The organism is Brevundimonas sp., assembly GCF_036732845.1.
In the GTDB taxonomy this organism is placed as follows: Bacteria; Pseudomonadota; Alphaproteobacteria; order Caulobacterales; family Caulobacteraceae; genus Brevundimonas.
Genome location: NZ_DAINBO010000006.1, coordinates 1 through 20379, shown reverse-complemented (window position 1 = coordinate 20379; position 20379 = coordinate 1). Strand labels below are relative to the sequence as shown.

The 20379-nt window shown below is 66.8% G+C and carries 12 protein-coding genes and 1 pseudogene; 9 read left to right on the top strand and 4 right to left on the bottom strand.

Annotation, left to right across the window (positions count from 1 at the left end):
• Positions 1-16 precede the first annotated feature (16 nt).
• The 3 genes from cckA to V7D63_RS03500 all read left to right on the top strand — a co-directional run bounded on the left by cckA (position 17) and on the right by V7D63_RS03500 (position 5905).
• Complete coding sequence (cckA, locus tag V7D63_RS03510; protein ID WP_333590870.1) at positions 17-2056, top strand: cell cycle histidine kinase CckA; 2040 nt, start codon at positions 17-19, stop codon at positions 2054-2056.
• Between the two features lie 68 nt (positions 2057-2124).
• A complete protein-coding gene (locus V7D63_RS03505; RefSeq protein ID WP_333590869.1) occupies positions 2125-3975 on the top strand; it encodes a M61 family metallopeptidase in 1851 nt (616 codons plus the stop codon).
• Positions 3976-4042: 67 nt separating this feature from the next.
• Complete coding sequence (locus tag V7D63_RS03500) at positions 4043-5905, top strand: DUF885 domain-containing protein (protein ID WP_333590868.1); 1863 nt, start codon at positions 4043-4045, stop codon at positions 5903-5905.
• 208 nt (positions 5906-6113) lie between these two features.
• Here the strand turns inward: V7D63_RS03500 and V7D63_RS03495 are convergent, their stop codons facing one another.
• A complete protein-coding gene (locus tag V7D63_RS03495; RefSeq protein ID WP_333590867.1) occupies positions 6114-7220 on the bottom strand; it encodes a DUF1176 domain-containing protein in 1107 nt (368 codons plus the stop codon).
• A gap of 151 nt (positions 7221-7371) precedes the next feature.
• On the opposite strand from V7D63_RS03495, the gene V7D63_RS03490 reads away from it, so the two are divergent.
• The 3 genes from V7D63_RS03490 (at position 7372) to V7D63_RS03480 (ending at position 9965) form a co-directional block, all read left to right on the top strand.
• Positions 7372-8583: an NADP-dependent isocitrate dehydrogenase gene (locus V7D63_RS03490; protein ID WP_333590866.1), complete on the top strand. Its 1212-nt coding sequence runs from the start codon at positions 7372-7374 to the stop codon at positions 8581-8583.
• Positions 8584-8723: 140 nt separating this feature from the next.
• On the top strand, positions 8724-9329 hold the full coding sequence (locus tag V7D63_RS03485; protein ID WP_333590865.1) for a DUF2939 domain-containing protein: 606 nt from the start codon (positions 8724-8726) through the stop codon (positions 9327-9329).
• An 81-nt stretch (positions 9330-9410) separates the two neighbouring features.
• Positions 9411-9965: a DUF2939 domain-containing protein gene (locus tag V7D63_RS03480; RefSeq protein ID WP_333590864.1), complete on the top strand. Its 555-nt coding sequence runs from the start codon at positions 9411-9413 to the stop codon at positions 9963-9965.
• Between the two features lie 157 nt (positions 9966-10122).
• Here V7D63_RS03480 and alaS read toward each other — a convergent pair whose 3' ends face one another.
• Both alaS and recA read right to left on the bottom strand, forming a co-directional pair.
• Positions 10123-12783, bottom strand: coding sequence for an alanine--tRNA ligase (alaS, locus tag V7D63_RS03475; protein ID WP_333590863.1), 2661 nt, complete (start codon positions 12781-12783; stop codon positions 10123-10125).
• 295 nt (positions 12784-13078) lie between these two features.
• Positions 13079-14179: a recombinase RecA gene (recA, locus tag V7D63_RS03470; RefSeq protein WP_333590862.1), complete on the bottom strand. Its 1101-nt coding sequence runs from the start codon at positions 14177-14179 to the stop codon at positions 13079-13081.
• A 327-nt stretch (positions 14180-14506) separates the two neighbouring features.
• On the opposite strand from recA, the gene V7D63_RS03465 reads away from it, so the two are divergent.
• The 3 genes from V7D63_RS03465 to V7D63_RS03455 all read left to right on the top strand — a co-directional run bounded on the left by V7D63_RS03465 (position 14507) and on the right by V7D63_RS03455 (position 19993).
• The gene (locus V7D63_RS03465; RefSeq protein ID WP_333590861.1) at positions 14507-15061 is read left to right on the top strand and encodes a hypothetical protein; all 555 of its coding nucleotides are present in this window, start codon (positions 14507-14509) and stop codon (positions 15059-15061) included.
• 10 nt (positions 15062-15071) lie between these two features.
• Entirely contained in the window at positions 15072-19286 is a 4215-nt protein-coding gene (locus tag V7D63_RS03460; protein WP_333590860.1) for an RHS repeat domain-containing protein, read from the top strand.
• A 470-nt stretch (positions 19287-19756) separates the two neighbouring features.
• Positions 19757-19993 (top strand): hypothetical protein, encoded by a 237-nt coding sequence (locus V7D63_RS03455; protein ID WP_333590859.1) that lies wholly within the window; start codon positions 19757-19759, stop codon positions 19991-19993.
• A gap of 31 nt (positions 19994-20024) precedes the next feature.
• Here V7D63_RS03455 and V7D63_RS03450 read toward each other — a convergent pair.
• Positions 20025-20379, bottom strand: a pseudogene (locus V7D63_RS03450) (class I SAM-dependent methyltransferase); the annotation flags it as partial.

Below are 20379 nucleotides of genomic sequence, written 5' to 3'. Positions count from 1 at the left end.
TCGCGCGCGGGGTTTCATGGAAGCGCACAGCCGACGCCTGCCGTTCGACGCCCTGGCCGGGGTGATGGTCGTCGGCTTCGTGGCGGCCGTGGCGGCCCTGGCCTATCCGGCGTTCCGGTCGGACCCGTGGTCGGCGCCGGGGCTGATGCTGATCTTCACCGCCGGGGCCGTGGCCCTGATCGGTCTGTTCGCCTTCGGCCGGGCGGGCGCGCCGCGACGACCCAGCGGCGACGCGGCGGTCGAGATGCTGGACGCCCTGGCCGAACCGGCGGCCCTGGTCTGGGCCTCGGGCCAGGTGCTGGCCTTCAACCACGCCTGGGTCGAGGCGAACGGGGCGACGACGGCCCTGCCGCGCGGGCGGTCGAACCAGGCGCTGTACATGGCCTTCGCCCAGGCCAAACAGGGCCATGAGGGCCGCGCCATCGTCACCATCGGCGAGCGCGAGACCGAGGTGGCGATCGGCCGGGCCGGTCCCGATCGCTTCCTGGTGCGCCAGGCGCCCGACCTGCACGCAGCCGCGCCGACACCGGTCGCGGTCCTGGCGGTTCAGACCGGCGACGCACGGGCCATGGCGGCGGGGGCGCCGTTCGGCTCGGCCGTGATCATGGGCGAGGACCTGTTCGCGGGCCAGGCCGAGGAGCCGAACCCGGCCCTGGCGGTGCTGACCGGGCCTGCGGCGGCGCGCGACGCGGCCTTCGGCCATCTGTTCGAGCCGACGGGCGTGGCCGAGGCGCGCACGCGGCTGGCGGCGGGGTCGTCGGGACCGATCGAACTGGTGGCGCGGGCGCACCCGGACAAGATGCTGCATCTGTACGTCGCGCCCGAGGGCGAGAAACGGCGCGTCTGGCTGTTTGACGTCTCGGCCCAGAAGTCGATGGAGCTGCAACTCTCCCAGGCCCAGAAGATGCAGGCGGTGGGCCAGTTGGCGGGCGGGGTGGCGCACGATTTCAACAATCTGCTGACCGCGATCCAGCTTCAGTTGTCGGGTCTGCTGGAACGGCACCCGGTCGGTGATCCGTCGTACGAGGGGCTGAACGAAATCCGCCAGACGGCGATCCGGGCGGCGGATCTGGTGCGCAAGCTGCTGGCCTTCTCGCGCAAGTCGACGGTGCGGCGCGAGCGGCTGGATCTGGGCGAGCTGGTCGGTGAATTCGCCGTGCTGCTGCGCCGCCTGCTGCGCGAGGACGTGCGGTTGGAGACCGACTATGGCCGCGATCTGCCGGTGGTGCTGGCCGACAAGAGCCAGTTGGAGACGGCGGTGATGAACCTGGCCGTCAACGCCCGCGACGCCATGCGCGGCGTGGTCGCGCCGGGCGACGCCGTGGTCACCATCACCACCCGCCGCCTGACGCGCGACCAGGCCAAGGGTCTGGGCTGGCTGGAGGTCTCGACCGACGACGCGGCCATGATCGAGGTGTCGGACACCGGGCCGGGCGTGCCGGCCGAGATCGTCGACAAGATCTTTGAACCCTTCTTCACCACCAAGGCGGTGAACGAGGGCACGGGCATGGGCCTGGCCACCGTCTACGGCATCGTTCAGCAGGCGGGCGGCCACATCACGGTGGCGAACATCGAGGGGGCGGGGGCGGCTTTCCGCATCTTCCTGCCCGCCGCGGGCGAAGCCGAACTGGCCGAGGCGCCGCCGGTCGAGGTCAAGACCGCGCGCCAGCCGCGCGACCTGTCGGGCGCCGGGCGCATCCTGTTCGTCGAGGATGAGGCCGCCGTGCGCGGCATCGCCGCCCGGCTGCTGCGCCAGCGCGGCTATGACGTCATTGAGGCGGCGGACGGCGAAGAGGCGCTTCTGCTGGCCGAAGAGCACGCCGGGACCATCGACATGCTGATCTCGGACGTCATCATGCCGGGCCTGGACGGGCCGTCCCTGCTGAAGAAGGCGCGCCAGTATCTGGGCGACGCGCCGGTGATGTTCATCTCGGGATACGCCGAGAGCGACTTCTCGGATCTGTTGCAGGACGAGACGGGGGTGTCCTTCCTGCCCAAGCCGCTGGACATCAAGACCCTGGCCGAACGGGTGAAGCAGGAACTGCACGCGGCCTGACCGGTCGTCCCTTGCAATCGTCCAAGTCCCGCGCGACGGTCCCGGCCCTGTTCAAGAGAGGGTCTGAGATGCGTCTGGTGAGTTCGGCGGTTTTGGCGGCGACCCTGGTGCTGGGCGGCGCGCCGGCCCTGGCGCAGACGCCGCCGCCGCCGGTCGAATACGATCTCCGCTTCGACAACGCGGCCCACCGCGAGGCGCGGATCACGGTGACCTATCGCGGGCTGGAGCCGGGACCGGTGCGGTTCCGCATGGCGCGTTCGTCGCCCGGCCGTTATGCGATCCACGAGTTCGCCAAGAACGTCTATTCCGTCTCGGCCGTCGACGGCGCCGGACGGCCCCTGACCATCGAGCGCACCGATCCCTATGGCTGGACCGTGCCGAGCCATGACGGGGCGGTGACCATCGCTTACACCCTGTGGGCCGACCGCGGCGACGGCACCTATGCCCAGATCGACACCAGCCATGCGCGGCTGAACGCCCCCGCAAGCCTGATGTGGGCCGAGGGGTATGACGACCGGCCCGCCCGCGTGCGCCTGCGCCGCCCCGACCCGCGCTGGCGGATCGCCACCCAACTGGCGCCGACCTCGGACCCCGAGGTCTTCACCGCCCCGAATTTCCAATATCTGATGGACAGCCCGATGGAGCTGAGCGACCACATGGTGCGGGAATGGCGGGTCGACGACGCGGGCACGCCGCGCACCATCCGCATCGCCCTGCATCATCTGGGCACGGCGGCCGAGGCCGATGAGTTCGCGGCCCGCGCCAAGAAGGTGGTGGACGCCCAGATCGCCATCTTCGGCGACGTGCCCGACTTCGACTTCGGGACCTACACCTTCCTGGCCGACTATCTGCCGTGGATCAGCGGCGACGGCATGGAGCATCGCAACTCCACCGTCATCAGCACCACGCGCGGCCTGGCCGAGGCCGACTACGGCCAGATCGGCACGCTGAGCCACGAATTCTTCCATGCCTGGAACGTCGAGCGCATCCGCCCGGCCGAGCTGGAGCCGTTCGACTTCACCCAGGCCGATCCGACGCCGTCGCTGTGGCTGTCGGAGGGGTTCACCAACTACTACGGCCCGCTGGCGATCCGACGTGCGGGGGTGGGGACGGTCGACGCCTTCCTGGGCGCGATCGGCGGGCAGGTGAATTTCATCGTCAACAATCCGGCGCGCGCCTATGGCGGGCCGCAGGAGATGAGTCTGAGGGCGCCCTTCGCCGATGCGGCGACGGCGATCGATCCGACCAACGACAACATCTTCGCCACCTACTATCTGTGGGGGGCGACGATCGCCACGGCGCTGGATTTGACGCTGCGCGAGCGGTTCCCCGGCGTGACGCTGGACCACTATATGCGCTGGCTGTGGACCCATCACGGAGTGACCGAGGTTCCGTTCACGCCCGACGACCTGCAACGGGGCCTGGCTGAGGTGACGGGCGACGCCGCCTTCGCCGCCGACTTCTTCGACCGCGTCGTTCGCGGCGGCGAACTGCCCGATTTCGCCCCGCTGCTGGCCCAGGCGGGCATCGTCATGCAGCCTCAGAATCCCGGCCGGGGCTGGGCCGGGCCGACGCCGCTGCAATTCACCGGAACCGCGGCCAAGGTGTCGGGCGCCACGGCGCCGGGCACGCCGCTGTACGACATCGGCCTGGACCGGGGCGACGAGATCGTGGCGGTCGGCGACACGGCCATCGACAGCCAGGCGGATTGGAGCAAGGTGATCCAGGACGCGCGCCCCGGCGACGAGATCGCGGTGCGTTTCATCCGGCGCGGGCGTGAAGGCGTGGCGCGGATGCGTTTCGCCGCCGATCCGTCGTTCAAACTGGTCCGCACCGAGGCGGCCGGCGGCCAGGCGACCGAGGCGCAACTGGCCTTCCGCCGCGCCTGGCTGGGCGAAGAGACCGCGCCCGCGAACTGACCATATCGTAACTTGCGAAACGTCCTATCGCGGGCTTAGCGTCGTGGGTGAAACGCTGGAGTTCGCCATGATCGACCGTCGCCGCATGCTGATGACCGCCGCCGCCGGAGCGGGGATCGCCGCCACGGGAGCCTGCGCCTCCATACCGGGCCTGAGTGCGGCGACGCCCGCGGGTCCGGCCGCGTCGGACCCAGCCGTCAAGGCGGCGCTGGACGCCTTCATGGACCGGACGTTCGAGCGGATTCTGGACGAGTCGCCCGAAACGACGACCGCCTTCGGCCTGGACGTCGGCGCCCGCGCGGCGGCCAAGTCCAAACTGTCGGTTCCGACGCTGGAGGAAGAGGAGAAGGGCCGACGCTTGACCCGCGCCCTGCGCGCCGAACTGGCGGCCGTGGACCGGTCCAAGCTCGCGGGGGTGGACGCCGTCCGCTACGACACCATCGCCGCCAGCTATGATGCGGTGATCGCCACCTTCGCCATACCCTACGGCCAGGGCGGCTGGCCCCAGGTCTATCGCGTCAGCCAGCAGTCGGGCGCCTATCAATCGACGCCGACCTTCCTGGACACCCAGCACGGCATCGAGACGGCCGCCGACGCCGACGCCTATGTGTCGCGCGTCGACATGTTCGCCGATGTGCTGAACGCCGAGACGGATCGGATGTTGGAGGACTATGGGCGCGGCGTGGTTCCGCCAGACTTCATCCTGTCGAACGCCATCGGCCTGCAAGAGGGGATGCTGCGCACGTCGGCTGCGGATTCCACCCTGGTCGGATCGGTCACGCGGCGGACCCAGGCCCAGGGCCTGACCGGCGACTGGGGCGCGCGGACGCAGCGGCTGGTGGAGGGCCGGGTCTATCCGGCGCTGCGCCGTCAGTTGGAGGCGATGAAGGCCAGGCTGCCGACCGCCGGGCATGAGGCGGGCGTGTGGCGTTTCCCGCAGGGCGACGCCTATTACGCCAACAGCCTGCACTACATCACCACGACGCGGCTGAGCGCCGACGAGATCCACCGCATCGGCCGCGAACAGGTGGCCGAACTGAGCGCGCGCGCCGACGCTCTGTTGAAGGCCCAGGGCCTGACGCAAGGCTCGGTGGGCCAGCGGATCGGGGCGCTGGGCGACGATCCGAAATACATCTATCCGAACACCGAGGCGGGCCGCACGGCCCTGATCGCCGATCTGAACCGGCAGATGGCGGACATGCAGGCGCGCCTGCCGCAGTATTTCGGCCGCCTGCCGCGCTCGCCCGTCGAGATCCGGCGCGTGCCGGCCGAGATCGAGGCGGGGGCCGGACTGGGCTACTACAACTCGCCCAGCCTGGATGGGTCGCGGCCGGGCGCCTACTACATCAACCTGCGCGACACGTCGGAATGGCCGAAGTGGACCTTGCCGACCCTGACCTATCACGAGGCGGCGCCGGGCCATCACCTGCAGATCGCCATCCAGCAGGAGAGCGAGGCCGCGCCCAAGCTGATGAACACCCTGTTCTTCTCCAGCTATGTCGAGGGCTGGGGCCTGTACGCCGAACAGTTGGCGGACGAGATGGGGGTCTATGCCGACGATCCGATGGGTCAGATCGGCTATCTGCAATCGCAGATGTTCCGGGCGGTGCGCCTGGTGGTCGACACCGGCATCCACGCCAAGCGCTGGAGCCGCGAACAGGCCGTCCGCTACATGGTCGAGACCCTGGGCGACCAAGAGAGCGCGGTGACCTCGGAGGTCGACCGCTATTGCGGCTGGCCGGGCCAGGCCTGCGCCTACATGGTCGGCAAGCTGGAGTGGGTGCGGTTGCGCGAAAAGGCGCGGCGGGCGCTGGGCGACCGGTTCGACATCCGGGGCTTCCACGACGCGGGCCTGGGCGGCGGGGGCGTGCCGCTGACGGTGCTGGAGCGGGTGATCGACGACTGGACGGCGTCGGTGCGGCGCGGCTGATTTAGGGTGTGAACTCCTGAACCTCGTCACCCTCGGGCTTGTCCCGAGGGGCCATGAGGGCCGCAGGCTGGACCAGAGGTCGTTGTGATCGATGGTCAAGACCATCCGCGTTCGAGGATGACGCAAGGATAGGCCCTCGGGACAAGCCCGAGGGTGACGAGCCTTTGAAGATCTTTATGAAACTCGGACCCGATTACGGGTTCACACCCTAGCGCGTGCGCCAGCGGGTCGGCCACAGGTCGAAGGGCGCGCCCCAGCATTCGCCCATGCTGATCTCATGGGACAGGACGAAGGCGTGGCCGGTCCAGGTCCATTTCTGGAAGGTCCCGCAGTCGCCGATGCCGCGCCCCTTGTAGAATTGGCGCAGGGTGCGCTCGGCCGGATCGTATTCGGGATTGGTCACGACATAGTCCGGGTCGCCGTCCACCCCTTGCAGGGCGATGGCGCGCGGGTCCGACCCGTTCGGCCCGGTGATCCAGAACCGCATCATCAGATTATAGGCGCCCGCGTCGCAGGGCACGCCCCACAGCTCGGTGTCGGCGTCCAGGCGGGCGCGGCTGGTCTGTTTGAACAGCTCCGGGTTCCAGCCGAGGTTCGCGCGGCATTCGCGGACGGCCGCCAGGTCGGTCAGGGTGCGCGGCAGGGCGGGTCCGGGACCTTCGGGATCGGGCATGCCGGTCTGGTCGGCCGCGGGGGCGGGGGCGACGACGGGCAGCGCGGGCGCCGCCGGAACGGCCGAGGCCGGACGCGCGCCGCGCCGTCGCAGGGCGGTGACCGTGTCCAACCGTCCCTGACGCTCGTCGATCCACAGCAGGGCCGCCGCCGCGCCGTTCGGCGACAGGGCGACGGTGTTCGATCCCTTGACCAGGGTCAGGCGGCGCGCGTCGCCCAGAGCGCGGATCACGGCCTGGGCCTGGCGGCCGGTCGCGCGGCCGATATCGCCGCCGTCCTGTTCGGGATCGGGCGCAATGACGAACTCTTGCCCGTCGATCTGAAGACGCAGAGGGGCTGCGGCGTTCTGAGGTTCGCCGTCGCCCCAAAGGCCGACATGGACCGTCGCCGCCGCCGCCGGACCCGCCGCCATCGCCACCCGCAGCCAGCCTGTGCCGCTGTCGGTCGGTCCCGCGAAGGCGACGCAGTCATTGCCGTTGTCGCAGCCCGCCAGCCAGTCGCGGAAGGTGCGGTCAACGGGCTGGGCCGTCGCGGCGGGCGCCGCCTGGGTTGAGAGGCCCTCGGCCGCGGCGCCCTTGGCCGCGCTCGGTTCGGCGCCGCAGGCCGCCAGAACGGCCGCCGTGGTCAGGATGAACTTACGCATGGCCGTCTCCTGAAGATGCAGAGGCAGCATAGCGCCCAACGACCGCCGCTCGGCAAGCCCGCCGTTCCTGACGCCGCGCCCTTTGCGCACCGCGCCGCGGCTCGCTATACCCGCCGCCAATCCCGATCCTCCCCTTCGACAGAGAGAACCCATGGCCAAGATCAAGGTCGCCAACCCCATCGTGGACATCGACGGCGACGAGATGACCCGCATCATCTGGCAGATGATCAAGGACAAGCTGGTCTTCCCGTTCCTGGACCTGGAGCTGGACTACTACGACCTGGGCATGGAGAACCGCGACGCCACCGACGATCAGGTGACGATCGACGCGGCCGAGGCCATCAAGCGTCACGGCGTCGGCGTGAAATGCGCCACCATCACCCCCGACGAAGCGCGGGTGAAGGAGTTCAACCTCAAGAAGATGTGGAAGTCGCCGAACGGCACCATCCGCAACATCCTGGGCGGCGTGGTCTTCCGCGAGCCGATCATCTGCCGCAACGTGCCGCGCCTGGTGCCGGGCTGGACCCAGCCGATCGTGGTCGGCCGTCACGCCTTCGGCGACCAGTACAAGGCCACCGACTTCCTGGTTCCCGGTCCCGGCAAGCTGATCATGAAATGGGTCGGCAATGACGGTCAGGAGCTGAACTACGACGTGTTCGACTTCCCGTCGTCGGGCGTGGCGATGGGGATGTACAACCTGGATGACTCGATCACCGAGTTCGCCCGCGCCAGCTTCGCCTACGGCCTGAACCGCAACTATCCGGTCTATCTGTCGACCAAGAACACCATCCTGAAAGCCTATGACGGGCGCTTCAAGGACATCTTCCAGAAGGTGTTCGACGAAGAGTTCGCCGACCAGTTCAAGGCCAAGGGTCTGACCTATGAGCACCGGCTGATCGACGACATGGTGGCCGCGGCCATCAAATGGTCGGGCGGCTTCGTTTGGGCGTGCAAGAACTACGACGGCGACGTGCAGTCGGACGTGGTGGCGCAGGGCTTTGGCTCTTTGGGTCTGATGACCAGCGTGCTGATGACCCCGGACGGCAAGATCCTGGAGTCGGAAGCCGCCCACGGCACGGTCACCCGCCACTATCGCCAGCACCAGAAGGGCGAGGCGACCTCGACCAATTCCATCGCCTCGATCTACGCCTGGACCCGCGGCTTCAAGCACCGCGGCAAGCTGGACGGCAACCAAGAGCTGATCACCTTCGCCGAGACCCTGGAGCGCGTGGTGGTCGAGACCGTCGAGGCCGGACACATGACCAAGGACCTGGCGCTGCTGGTCGGCGATCAGCAGGGCTGGCTGTCGACCGAAGGCTTCCTGGACAAGGTGGCCGAGAACATCCGGGCGGCCATGGCTTAATTCTGGTCGCTAACGCTCGCGGCGCGGTCGCTCGCTGCTTGAGCGACATTTCAGCAAGCCCCGCCGGTTCGCGCCGGCGGGGCTTTCGTTTGAGCGAGGCGGCTGTTCGTGCATTGATGGGCCGCGAGACGGAGGGGCGTATGAGCAAGCTGTTGTTCAATCTGGTGCTGACGGCGGTCGTGGCCGCGGTCATCGCCTTCTTCGCGGCGCCCGGCGTGGTGTTCTTCGGCATCCGTTCGGCGGGCGACGCCAATGATGCGGCGGCGCTGGCGAAACTGGTCGATTTCGGCGCGGTGCGGTCGTCGCTGCGGCCCCAGATGGGCGGCGATCCGCGCGCCCTGGCTCCGGCCCCGTCCTTCATCGAAGACCCCATCGGCGCGGTGCGGCGCCAGTTCGATCAGAACCCGGCGGTGCGCCCGCCCGACGTGGACGCTTATCTGACGCCTCACGCCCTGGCGGCCCTGACGCGGGGCGAGGGACGGCTGGCGTCGCAGCGCAGTGCCCAGGGGGCCGAGCCGTCCAAGGGCGACCGCTGGCCCAGCCCCGTCTATTGGGGCGTCAACAGCGCCCGCATGGCCGTGGCCGACGAGGGCGGATCACGCACCGTCTTCACCTTCGCCCGCAAGGGACCGTTCGAGTGGAAACTGGTCCACATCGGCCTGCCCGACGGCGTGGCCCCGGCCGCGCCGCGCCCGCTGCTGGCGGAACCCGTGGCCGACTCCAAGAGCGGCAAGACCGGCGGCTGATCGGCGAAAGCCGCTGGCGGCGCCCGGCGAGTCGCGCTTAACCTGCGGACGGGCGCGGCTGTCTTCGCGCGGGAGTTCGGTATGAAGCGTAAGCTGTGGGTCGGCCTGGCCTCGGCGGCGGTCGCCGTCTTCGTGGGCGCCTACGCCCTGTCGCCGGTGTTCGCGGCCCACGCCCTGATCCAGGCGGGCAAGCGCGGCGATGCCGAGACCCTGCGTCGGCTGGTCGATTTCCCCGCCTTTCGCGCCAGCCTGAAAGACGAACTGAATCAGGTTCTGGCCGGCGAAATGCGCGACCAGGGCGGCGAGGCGGGCGAAGTGCTGGCCGGTCTGGGCATGTTGCTGGCCCCGGCCCTGGTGTCGGGGGCGGTCGATACGCTGGTCACGCCCGAAGCCGTCGGCCAGATGGTGCGATCCGGCCAGGCGCCCGATCCCACCGACCGCCAGGCGCCCGCCAAGGCCCAACCCAAGGCCGACGGCGACGACATTCATCAGGCCTGGGGCTATCGCAACCTGGACACCTTCGCCGTCACCCTGACGCGCAAGGACCGGCCGGATCGGCGACTGGCCCTGGTGATGAGCCGGCGCGGCCTGTTCGACTGGAAGCTGACGGGCGTGGACTTCCAGCGGGATCGATGACCCTCTCCCGTTGGGAGAGGGCTTGAGCCGCCCGAGAGCGAAGCGATCGGTCCTGCGCGAAAGGGTGAGGGTCGGCTGTCGGTTTACGGCTCGCGCCGATGGACAGAGCCGACCCTCATCCGACCCTTCGGGCCACCTTCTCCCAATGGGAGAAGGATCAGGATTTGAGCGCCGTCCGCACCGCCGCCAGGCCGTCTTCCGCCTTCGCGCCGTCCGGGGCGCCGCCCTGGGCGAAGTCCGGCTTGCCGCCCGCGCCCTGGCCGCCCATGGCCAGGACGGCGGCGCGAGCCAGATCGGCGGCGTTGACGCGATCAGTGACGTCGGCGGTCACGGCCACGGTCACGGCGGCCTTGCCGTCGGCCAGGCCGATCAGGGCGACGACGCCCGAGCCGACCTGTTTGCGGAAGTCTTCGGCCACGCCGCGCAGGCCCTTGCCGTCGACGCCGTCCAGGATACGCGCGATCAGCTTGATCCCGCCGATCTCTTCCGGCGCGCCGCCGCCGCCCGAACCGCCGCCCACCGACCCCGCCAGGGCCAGTTGTTTCTTCAGCTCGGCGACCTGCTTCTCCAGCGTCTTGACCGAGCCGGACAGGGTCTCGACGCGGGCCGGAACATCGGCGGGCTGGATCTTGAAGTCGCGCGCCAGGTTGCGGGCGACCTTGGCCTGACCTTCCAGATATTGGCGCGCGGCCTCGCCGGTCAGGGCCTCGATGCGGCGAACCCCGGCGGCGATGCCGCTCTCGGCCGTGATCTTGAACAGGGCGATGTCGCCGGTGCGGCCCACATGGGTGCCGCCGCACAGTTCGACCGAATAGGCCTTGGCGTCGTCGCTCAGGGACCGGCCCAGCGTCAGCACCCGGACCTCGTCGCCGTATTTTTCGCCGAACAGGGCCACGGCGCCCGCCTCGATGGCCTTGTCCGGCGCCATCAGGTCCGTGGCGGAGGGCAGGTTCTGGCGGATGACGGCGTTGACCTGGCTCTCCATGGCCGCCAGCTCGTCCTCGGTCACCGGGGCGTTGTGGCTGAAGTCGAAACGCAGGCGCTCGGCGTCGACCATCTGGCCCTTCTGGGCGACGTGATCGCCCAGCACGTTCTTCAGCGCCGTGTGCAGCAGGTGGGCGGCCGAATGGTTGGCGCGCGTCGTGCGGCGCTTGTCGGCATCGACCATCAGCGCCGCGCGGACGCCGGTCGTCAGGGCGCCCGAGGTGATCTCGGCCACATGGACGTGCAGATCCCCGGCGTGTTTCTTCACGTCGATGACCTCGGCCGAACCGCCCGGCCATTCGATCAGGCCGTGGTCGCCGGCCTGGCCGCCGCCCTCGCCATAGAAGGGGGTGGCGTCGAACAGAACCTCGACGATGTCGCCGACATCGGCCGCATCGACCGCCGCGCCGTCCTTCATGATCGCCAGGACCTGGCCCGAGCCGTCGACGCCGTCATAGCCGGTGAACACCGTCGCCCCCAGCCGGTCGCGGATCGACAGCCATTCGGCGGCGTTGGCGACCTGGCCGGACCCCTTCCAATGCTCGCGCGAGCGGGCGCGCTGTTCGGCCATGGCGTGCTGGAAGCCGTCGACATTGACCGAGAAGCCGCGGCGACGGGCCTCGTCCTGGGTCAGGTCCAGCGGGAAGCCGTAGGTGTCATACAGGGTGAAGGCCGTCTGGCCGTCCAGCATGTCGCCGGGGCGGAAGCCCTGAACCGCCGTCTCGAACAGGGTCATGCCCTTGGACAGGGTGGTGCGGAAGCGGATCTCTTCCTGTTTCAGCGTGTCCTCGACGAAGGCCTGGGCGCGCTTCAGCTCGGGATAGGCCTCGCCCATCTCCGACACCAGGGTCGGGACCAGGCGGTGCATCAAAGGCTCGCTCGCGCCCAGCAGGTGGGCGTGGCGCATGGCCCGGCGCATGATGCGGCGCAGCACATAGCCGCGCCCCTCGTTCGACGGCGTCACCCCGTCGGCGATCAGGAAGGACGACGAGCGCAGGTGGTCGGCGATGACCCGGTGGCTGGGTGCGCGTTCTTCATCGGACTTGGTCTTGGTTAGGTCTTCCGACGCCGCGATCAGGGTTTGGAACAGGTCGGTGTCGAACACCGAATTCTTGCCTTGCAGCACCGAGGCGATGCGCTCCAGCCCCATGCCGGTGTCGACCGACGGCTTGGGAAGGTCACGAACGATGACGTCGTTTTCCTTCTCATACTGCATGAAGACGTTGTTCCAGATCTCGACGAAGCGATCGCCGTCCTCGTCGGGGGACCCCGGAGGGCCGCCCGGAACATGGTCGCCGTAGTCCCAGAAGATCTCGGTGCACGGGCCGCACGGGCCGTTGTCGCCCATGGCCCAGAAGTTGTCGGACCCGGCGATGCGGATCACCTTGTCGTCGGAAAAGCCGGTGATCTTCTTCCAGATGGCGGCGGCCTCATCGTCGTCGATATAGACGGTGACCAGCAGGCGTTTGGGGTCCAGGCCGAAATCCTGGGTGACCAGTTTCCACGCCTGTTCGATGGCGTGTTCCTTGAAATAGTCGCCGAAGGAGAAATTCCCCAGCATCTCGAAGAAGGTCAGGTGCCGGGCGGTGTAGCCGACATTGTCCAGGTCATTGTGCTTGCCGCCCGCGCGGACGCATTTCTGGCTGCTGACGGCGCGCGGATAGGGCGGCGTGGCGGCGCCGGTGAAATAGTCCTTGAACGGCACCATGCCGGCGTTGACGAACAACAGGGTCGGATCGTTCTGCGGCACCAGCGGCGCCGAATGCACCTTCTCGTGGCCGTCAGCGGCGAAGAAGTCGAGGAAGGTGGAGCGGATCTGTTTCAGGCTGGCCATGGCGGTGCGCGTTCGGTCAGGTCCCCGTTGGGCGGGGAGGGCGTGAGGAGGAAGGCGCCTCCATATAGGGTTTTCACGCCCGGCGCATCACCCGGTCGTGATCGGAGAGCCGCAAGAAAAAAGGCCGCCTGACCCGTGAGGATCAGACGGCCGCTCCGGCCCAGACCGATCCCAGCGGGGTCGGATGGCGGGTCGCGGGGACCGGCCGGGCGGAGTTTCGGGGAAGGCCCGTCATCGACGGCGAAAAACCGCGTCTATCGAGTCTATCGAGTCGATTTGGTCGATCCGATCAGGATCAGCCCTCCAGGTCCTGGCCCTCGTCAGGCTCGGGCGTGCCCAAGAGGTCGTCGGCGATCTTGTTGGTCGAGGCGCGCACGGCTTTTTCGATGCCGTCGGCGATGTCGGGATTGGCCTTGAGGAAGGCGCGCACGTTCTCGCGCCCCTGGCCGATGCGCTGGCTGTCATAGGAGAACCAGCTTCCCGACTTCTCGATGATGCCGGCCTTGACGCCCAGGTCGATGATCTCGCCCAGTTTGGAGATGCCCTCGCCGTACATGATGTCGAAGATGACCTCGCGGAACGGCGGGGCGACCTTGTTCTTGACCACCTTGACGCGGGTGGTGTTGCCGGTGACCTCGTCGCGGTCCTTGATCGCGCCGGTGCGGCGGATGTCCAGGCGCACCGAGGCGTAGAATTTCAGCGCATTGCCGCCCGTAGTCGTCTCAGGGCTGCCGTACATCACCCCGATCTTGTGACGGATCTGGTTGATGAACAGGACGATGCATTTCGACTTGGAGATCGAGGCCGTCAGCTTGCGCAGGGCCTGGCTCATCAACCGGGCCTGAAGACCGGGCAGGCTGTCGCCCATCTCGCCCTCGATCTCGGCGCGGGGCGTCAGGGCGGCGACCGAATCGACCACCACGATGTCCACGGCGCCCGAGCGCACCAGGGTGTCGACGATCTCCAGCGCCTGTTCGCCGTGATCCGGCTGGCTGACCAGCAGATCGTCCAGATTGACGCCCAGCTTGCCCGCATAGATCGGGTCCAGTGCGTGTTCGGCGTCGACGAAGGCGGCCACGCCGCCCTTCTTCTGGACCTCGGCCACGGTGTGCAGGGCCAGGGTGGTCTTGCCCGAGGATTCGGGACCGAACACCTCGATCACCCGGCCGACCGGCAGGCCGCCGATGCCCAGGGCCATGTCCAGACCCAGCGAACCGGTCGAGACGCTCTCGATCTCGGCCACGACCCCGGCCTTGCCCAGTTTCATCACCGAGCCTTTGCCGAACGCACGGTCGATCTGGGCGATCGCCGCCTCGAGCGCGCGTTGCTTGTCGCCGTCTTCCTTGCCCACCAGTTTCAAAGCCGCCTGTGCCACTGCCTTACTCTCCCTTGCCATGATTCCCGTTCAGGTTCCGGGAGAGACCCGCCATGGACCCGCTCCCTGTGTGAGCCGGACTATGTGCATGGTTTGTTCTGGTTGCCAATATGTTCTTTTTCGGGCCTGCGCGGATACGACCGGAATTGACGTGGGCCGGTTCCGGGCGACGATGATTGGCGGGTTCAGCGCGCCGACCTTTTCGGGGTGGCGGGCGCCCTGAGGCGCGGGGCGGGCGCTCTCGAATCCTCACGATCCCGCTGCGCGTAAAATTGTGCGCGTGCGGCGATGCAACCTTCACGAGCGAGCGCCGTTCTTCAAACGTGCCGCAAGGCTGGGAGGGACATTATGGATTTGGTGCGCATCGCGGCGGTCGCCGCGCTGGGGTTGGCGGCGTCGTCCGCGGCGGCGGATGAAAAGACCACCTATCGCTATGACGCCGACGGGCGGGTGACCGCGACGACGATCGCGCGGTCGTCGGGCGCCAGCCTCTATGTCAGCTACGCCTTCGATGACGCCGACAATCGGGACCAGCGCGCTACGGTGACCGTGCCGGTCCGCGCGGCCTCGAACGAACTGCGGTCGAACGAGACCCTGATCCCGCAGCAGTCGATCTTCTCCAACGACAACCGGTTCGAGCTGAGGTTCCAGGTCGATGGGAACATCGTCCTTTATTTCGGCGCCACGGTGCTGTGGTCCAGCGCGACGGCGAACGGCGAGGGGATGGTGCTGGGGATGCAGGGGGACGGGAATCTGGTCCTGTATTCGCCCGACCTGACGGCGCTGTGGGCCAGCGGCACGGCGGGCAGCAGCGGCGCCTTCCTGAGGGTCCAGAACGACGGGAACGTCGTGATGTACCTGGGCGCGACGCCGATCTGGGCCACCAACACCTGCTGTCACTGAGGACCAACCCATGAAGACGATGCAACTGCGCGCGCTGCTTCTGGGCGCCTCCTCCATCGGCGCCCTGGCGCTGGCCACGCCGGCCCTGGCCCAGGTGCCGCAACAGCCGGTGCCGCCCGAACACTACACCCAGGACCCGCGCGGCGTGGACCTGGTGACGGGGGCCTTCAACTACGCCACGACCGAGGTGGTGATCGGCCAGCCGGGCCAGGGCGGCATCGCCCACGGGCGCCTGTTCCTGGGATCGCCGTCGGGCGGCGGCTGGCGCTACAGCCTGATGGGCACGATCAACGCCTCGGGTTCAGTCTATACCGTCAGCGTGGGCGGCGAGTCCGAGATCTTCATCAAGACCGGCTCCACCTATTCCGCCCAATCGAACCGAGGCTTCACCCTGACGCAGTCGGGTTCGACCTACACCCTGACCACGCCGTCGGGAGTGACGGCGACCTTCTCCAGCGGTTGGGTGGGCAGCTACAGCCCCTATCAGGCCAATGTGGCGGTGGTGACCAGCTATGCCCAGGCCAATGGCGAGACCCTGACCTACACCTATCAGGGGGCCAACGTCTGTTCGCGGTTCGACGACCAGGGCGAGTGCGAACAGACGCGCGCGGCGGCCCGGCTTCAGTCCGTCGGCAACAATCGCGGCTATCAGATCCACTATGACTATGTCTCGGACGACCCGCTGACCGGTTATGACTGGCTGGAGCTGGCCACGGCCACCGGGTTCAACATGACGGTGGACTATTGCGCGCCCGGCGCCGACGACTGCACCTTCAGCCAGACTTGGCCCAGCATCACCTACAACGGCTATCTGCCGACCACGGCCCAGGACCAGTCCAGCCGGACCACCACCTACACCTATGGCACGGGCGGCCTGTCGGGCGTCCAGTATCCGGGATCGACCGGCAACGACATCGCCGTCACCTATGACGGATCGCAGAGGGTCAGCGGCGTCACCGACGCCAGCGGCGCCTGGAGCTATGGCTATGCGGATGTGGGCACGACGCGCACGACCACGGCCACAGGTCCGCTGAGCCAAGTCGTCACGGCGGTGTCGGACCTGACCATCGGCCGAGCCACCTCGGTGGACGTGGCGGGCGACGCCTGGACCTTCGCCTACGACAGCCAGAACCGCCTGGAGCGGACGACCGCGCCGGAGGGGAATGCGGTCGAACTGACCTATGACGGTTTCGGCAACGTCATCAAGACGGCGTACAAGGCCAAGCCGGGCACGCCCAGCCTACCCGACATCGAGGTGTCGTCGACCTATCCGAGCAGTTGTTCGACGCTGCGGGTCCTGTGCCATCGGCCGCTGACGACGACCGACGCCAACGGCAACGTCACGGACTATGTCTGGGATTCGACCCACGCGGGGCTGTTGAGCGTCACCTTGCCGTTGCCCACATCGAGCGCCACTGTGCGACCGCAGACCCGCTATGCCTATTCCAGCCTGACGGCGCGGTATCATGACACGGCGACGACCTTCGCCAACGGTTCGGCCATCGTGATGCCGGTGTCGTCCTCGGCCTGTGTGACCGGGAGTTCCTGCGCCTATTCGACCACTGAGTTGAAGACGACCCTGGCCTATCCCAGTTCATCGACGCCGAACAATCTGTTGCCGGTCTCGTCGGCGGTCGGCGCGGGCTGGGGATCGCTGGTGGCGACCACGACCATGACCTGGACCGACAATGGCGATCTGGCCTCGGTCACCGGGCCGATGGGAACGGGCTATACGACCGAGTATCGGTACAACGCCGCGCGGGAAATGGTGGGCATGATCGGTCCCGACCCGGACAGCGGCGGCGGGCGGTTGCATCGCGCGGCCCGCTATACCCGCAATCCTCGCGGCCAGGTCGAGCTGACCGAGGTCGGTACGACGACGGCGTATGGAAACACCGGCTGGGCGTCGTTCAACACCTTGCAGCGGCAGGAGACCGCCTATGACGCCATGGGGCGGCCGATCCAGGCCGAGACCCAGTCGGCGGGCGGAACGACGCGCGCCCTGACCCAGGTGTCCTATGACGCCGCTGGACGGCCGTCGTGCACGGCGGTGCGGATGAACCCGGCGACCTTCGCCAGCCCGCCAAGCTCGGCCTGTTCGCTGGCGACCCAGGGCGGCTATGGTCCTGATCGCATTCTCCAGACGGCCTATGACGCCGCGGGCCGCGCCATCTCGACCACGACGGGCCTGGGCACGGGGGCGGCGGCGACCGAGAGCGTGACCTATACCGACAACGGCCAGGCCGCGACCCTGACCGACGGCGACGGCAACGTCTCGACCCTGGCCTATGACCGCTATGACCGGATGGCGTCGCTGACCTATCCGGGCGGGGCGCTGTCGGAACAGTACGGCTATGACGCGGCGTCGAACGTCACCAGCTATACGGACCGTTCGGGGCGGGTGTTCACCAACGCCTACGACAATCTGAACCGGCTGAAGATGGTGTATCAGCCGCACCCGGCGCCGGTTCAGGCCTATACCTATGACAATCTGAACCGCGTGCTGACGGTCAACAACTATACGACCGGCACGATCACCATGACCTGGGACATCCTGGGCCGGATGATCAGTCAGGACGGGGTCCTGGGCGCGATGACGTTCGAGTACGACATCGGGGGGCGTCGCACGGGGCTGATCTGGCCGGACTCCATCAAGATGGAATACGTCTATGACCAGACGAACAACGTCACGGGCATCTATCCGGCGGGCGGCGGGGCGGTGTCGCAATACGCCTATGACAACCTGGGCCGCCGCACGGCGGTGTATCGCCCGAACGGGGTGACGACCGACTACAGCTATGACGACGTGTCGCGTCTGACGGGGCTGTCGATCACCCATCCGACGTCGACCTATGACGTGGCCTGGAGCTATGGCTACAACCCGGCCGGTCAGGTGATCAGCCAGACCCAGTCGAACAATCTGTACAACTTCACGGCGCGGACGGCGGGGACGACGAACTATACGAACAATGCGCTGAACCAGGCGACGGCGGCGGGGGGCGCGACGCTGACGTACAACACCGAGGGGGACCTGACCTCGGACGGTTCGCTGGGGCGGACCTACGCCTATGACCGCTACAGTCGGCCGGTGACGCTGAACAACAGCCAGACGATCACCTGGGACGCCCTGGGCCGGTTGAAGACGATGACGGGGACGCTGGGGGCGGACTATCTGTATGACGCCGACGGTCAGTTGGCGGGGACGACGCTGAACGGCTCGACCATCGCCAACCGGCTGGTGCCCGGGCCGTGGCCGGACGAGATCGCCCTGGCCTGGCAGGGACCGGACCTGACCTATCCGCTGTGGTCGGCGCAGGACCGGCTGGGGTCGGTGGTCAGCATCACCGACGGCTCAGGCGGCATGATCGTGCTGAACACCTATGACGAATACGGTCGGCCCGGCTACGGCAACGGCGGTCGGTTGATGTACACGGGTCAGATGTGGCTGCCGGACTGGGGCATGTACCACTACAAGGGCCGCCAATACCGCCCCGACCTGGGAAGGTTCCTGCAGACCGACCCGATCGGGTACCAGGCCGGGATGAACCTGTATGGGTATGTGTCGGGCGATCCGGTGAATCTGGTGGATCCGTTTGGGCTGGAGGGACTCAATCCGGGCGATTTGGTGACTCCCGGTCAGTGTCGCGCTGGAGGAGGAAGGGTCCTTACCGACAGTAGAGGACAGTACTGCGACATTACTGCTCCACCAGCTCCCGTCTATCCTGTCAGTGGTGGAGATTCAGGGCGCGCCGGTAGAGGTGGTGCTGGGGGAGGTGGCAATGGTGGAAGCCTGGCTCCAACTGTATGCCCGATCCTAGGCCGGGAGCGGGCCTATCAAGCTTCGCAAAAAATGGGGAATCTTTCCACGTGGAGCGGAGTCGCAGGATTTGGTGCGACTACTTCCGGCCTCATGATTGCAGGCTCGCAGGCGGGTCTTAATCCTGTTACTGATGTTGTCGGTGGCGTGCTCATAGGAACGGGTATGACGCTGGGAATTTTGTCTACGACTTCTGGACTGGTCGGGATTGGTCTGTACGGATATTCAACAGGGGACTACACGCCAGCCCTTGCTCAAGGTCTTGCGTACACGTTTGGAGCTTTGTCTGGGAGTTCGGGTATATCTAACGCTATTTCTCAGAGAATCATAGCGGACGGCGGCAGCCTATCGGCTGGAGAGTTTGCGAGCGCGGCAACCGAAACGCAATGCTCGGAGGCGGGGGAATGAGGAAAAAGCACAATGCGATATCAATCGTTCTAACAATTTTATCAGGAATCATTTTCATAACTCATTCTTTGATTGGTATATTTGGCGGCATTGATGCTTTTTACGTGGGATATGGTAGAGTTATATTTATAATTCTTATTCTAGTAATGATTTTATCAATGCTATTTAAGGAAAATTACAGCCCAATTGATAATAATATACCAAAAGATATAAAAAGAAATTTACTCAAGATGAGTAATTTTGGAATATTATTTACATTAACTGGAATTATATCTTTATATGCAGTAATTGTCTTGGCGTCGATAGGTTCAATTAGGTACGTATTTGGGTGTCTATTCTTATTTATAACATGTCTTGGGTGGGTGTTTTTGGTAACTTCTGATTATATATACAGTAAATACACTTCATAGTGCGGATCAAATCCCGACTGCGGATTCGCCGCCATGGTGGCGGCGATCAAGCTGCCGAGTTTGGTTATGATTGTGAGCTACAGCTATGACGACGTGTCGCGTCTGACGGGGCTGTCGATCACCCATCCGACGTCGACCTATGACGTGGCCTGGAGCTATGGCTACAACCCGGCCGGTCAGGTGATCAGCCAGACCCAGTCGAACAATCTGTACAACTTCACGGCGCGGACGGCGGGGACGACGAACTATACGAACAATGCGCTGAACCAGGCGACGGCGGCGGGGCGTCGCCTCTGACCCGCCCCTCGCCCCCTCGCCCCTTCGCCCCTTATCCCCGCACGGCGATGACCGATTTGGTCAGCGGGCCGATCTTCTCGTCGTGGTGGGCGGCGTCGGGGTAGAGGAAGCGGAACTGGGTCTTGTCCAGCAGGCGCGCGTGCTGGACGTCGCGCATGGCGGCGCCGACGTCGGGCGCCTTTTGCGAAAAGCCGTGGGCGCGGCGCATCAGGGCGCGGGCGCGGCTCTGTTCACTGCGCCAGTGGAAGAAGGGGGCCGAGAAATGCGGCTCGATCGGGAACCAGAAATAGGGCGTCTGGACATAGTAGCGCGGGGCCAGACGGCGGCATTCGGCGGCGAAGGCCTCCATGCGCGGCCAGTCGCCGACGTGCTCGATGACCGAGTTG

Coding starts and splice junctions, on each gene's coding strand:
- cckA (WP_333590870.1), top strand. CDS start 17: ATGGAAGCGCACAGCCGACGCCTGCCGTTCGACGCCCTGGCCGGGGTG.
- V7D63_RS03505 (WP_333590869.1), top strand. CDS start 2,125: ATGCGTCTGGTGAGTTCGGCGGTTTTGGCGGCGACCCTGGTGCTGGGC.
- V7D63_RS03500 (WP_333590868.1), top strand. CDS start 4,043: ATGATCGACCGTCGCCGCATGCTGATGACCGCCGCCGCCGGAGCGGGG.
- V7D63_RS03495 (WP_333590867.1), bottom strand. CDS start 7,220: ATGCGTAAGTTCATCCTGACCACGGCGGCCGTTCTGGCGGCCTGCGGC.
- V7D63_RS03490 (WP_333590866.1), top strand. CDS start 7,372: ATGGCCAAGATCAAGGTCGCCAACCCCATCGTGGACATCGACGGCGAC.
- V7D63_RS03485 (WP_333590865.1), top strand. CDS start 8,724: ATGAGCAAGCTGTTGTTCAATCTGGTGCTGACGGCGGTCGTGGCCGCG.
- V7D63_RS03480 (WP_333590864.1), top strand. CDS start 9,411: ATGAAGCGTAAGCTGTGGGTCGGCCTGGCCTCGGCGGCGGTCGCCGTC.
- alaS (WP_333590863.1), bottom strand. CDS start 12,783: ATGGCCAGCCTGAAACAGATCCGCTCCACCTTCCTCGACTTCTTCGCC.
- recA (WP_333590862.1), bottom strand. CDS start 14,179: ATGGCAAGGGAGAGTAAGGCAGTGGCACAGGCGGCTTTGAAACTGGTG.
- V7D63_RS03465 (WP_333590861.1), top strand. CDS start 14,507: ATGGATTTGGTGCGCATCGCGGCGGTCGCCGCGCTGGGGTTGGCGGCG.
- V7D63_RS03460 (WP_333590860.1), top strand. CDS start 15,072: ATGAAGACGATGCAACTGCGCGCGCTGCTTCTGGGCGCCTCCTCCATC.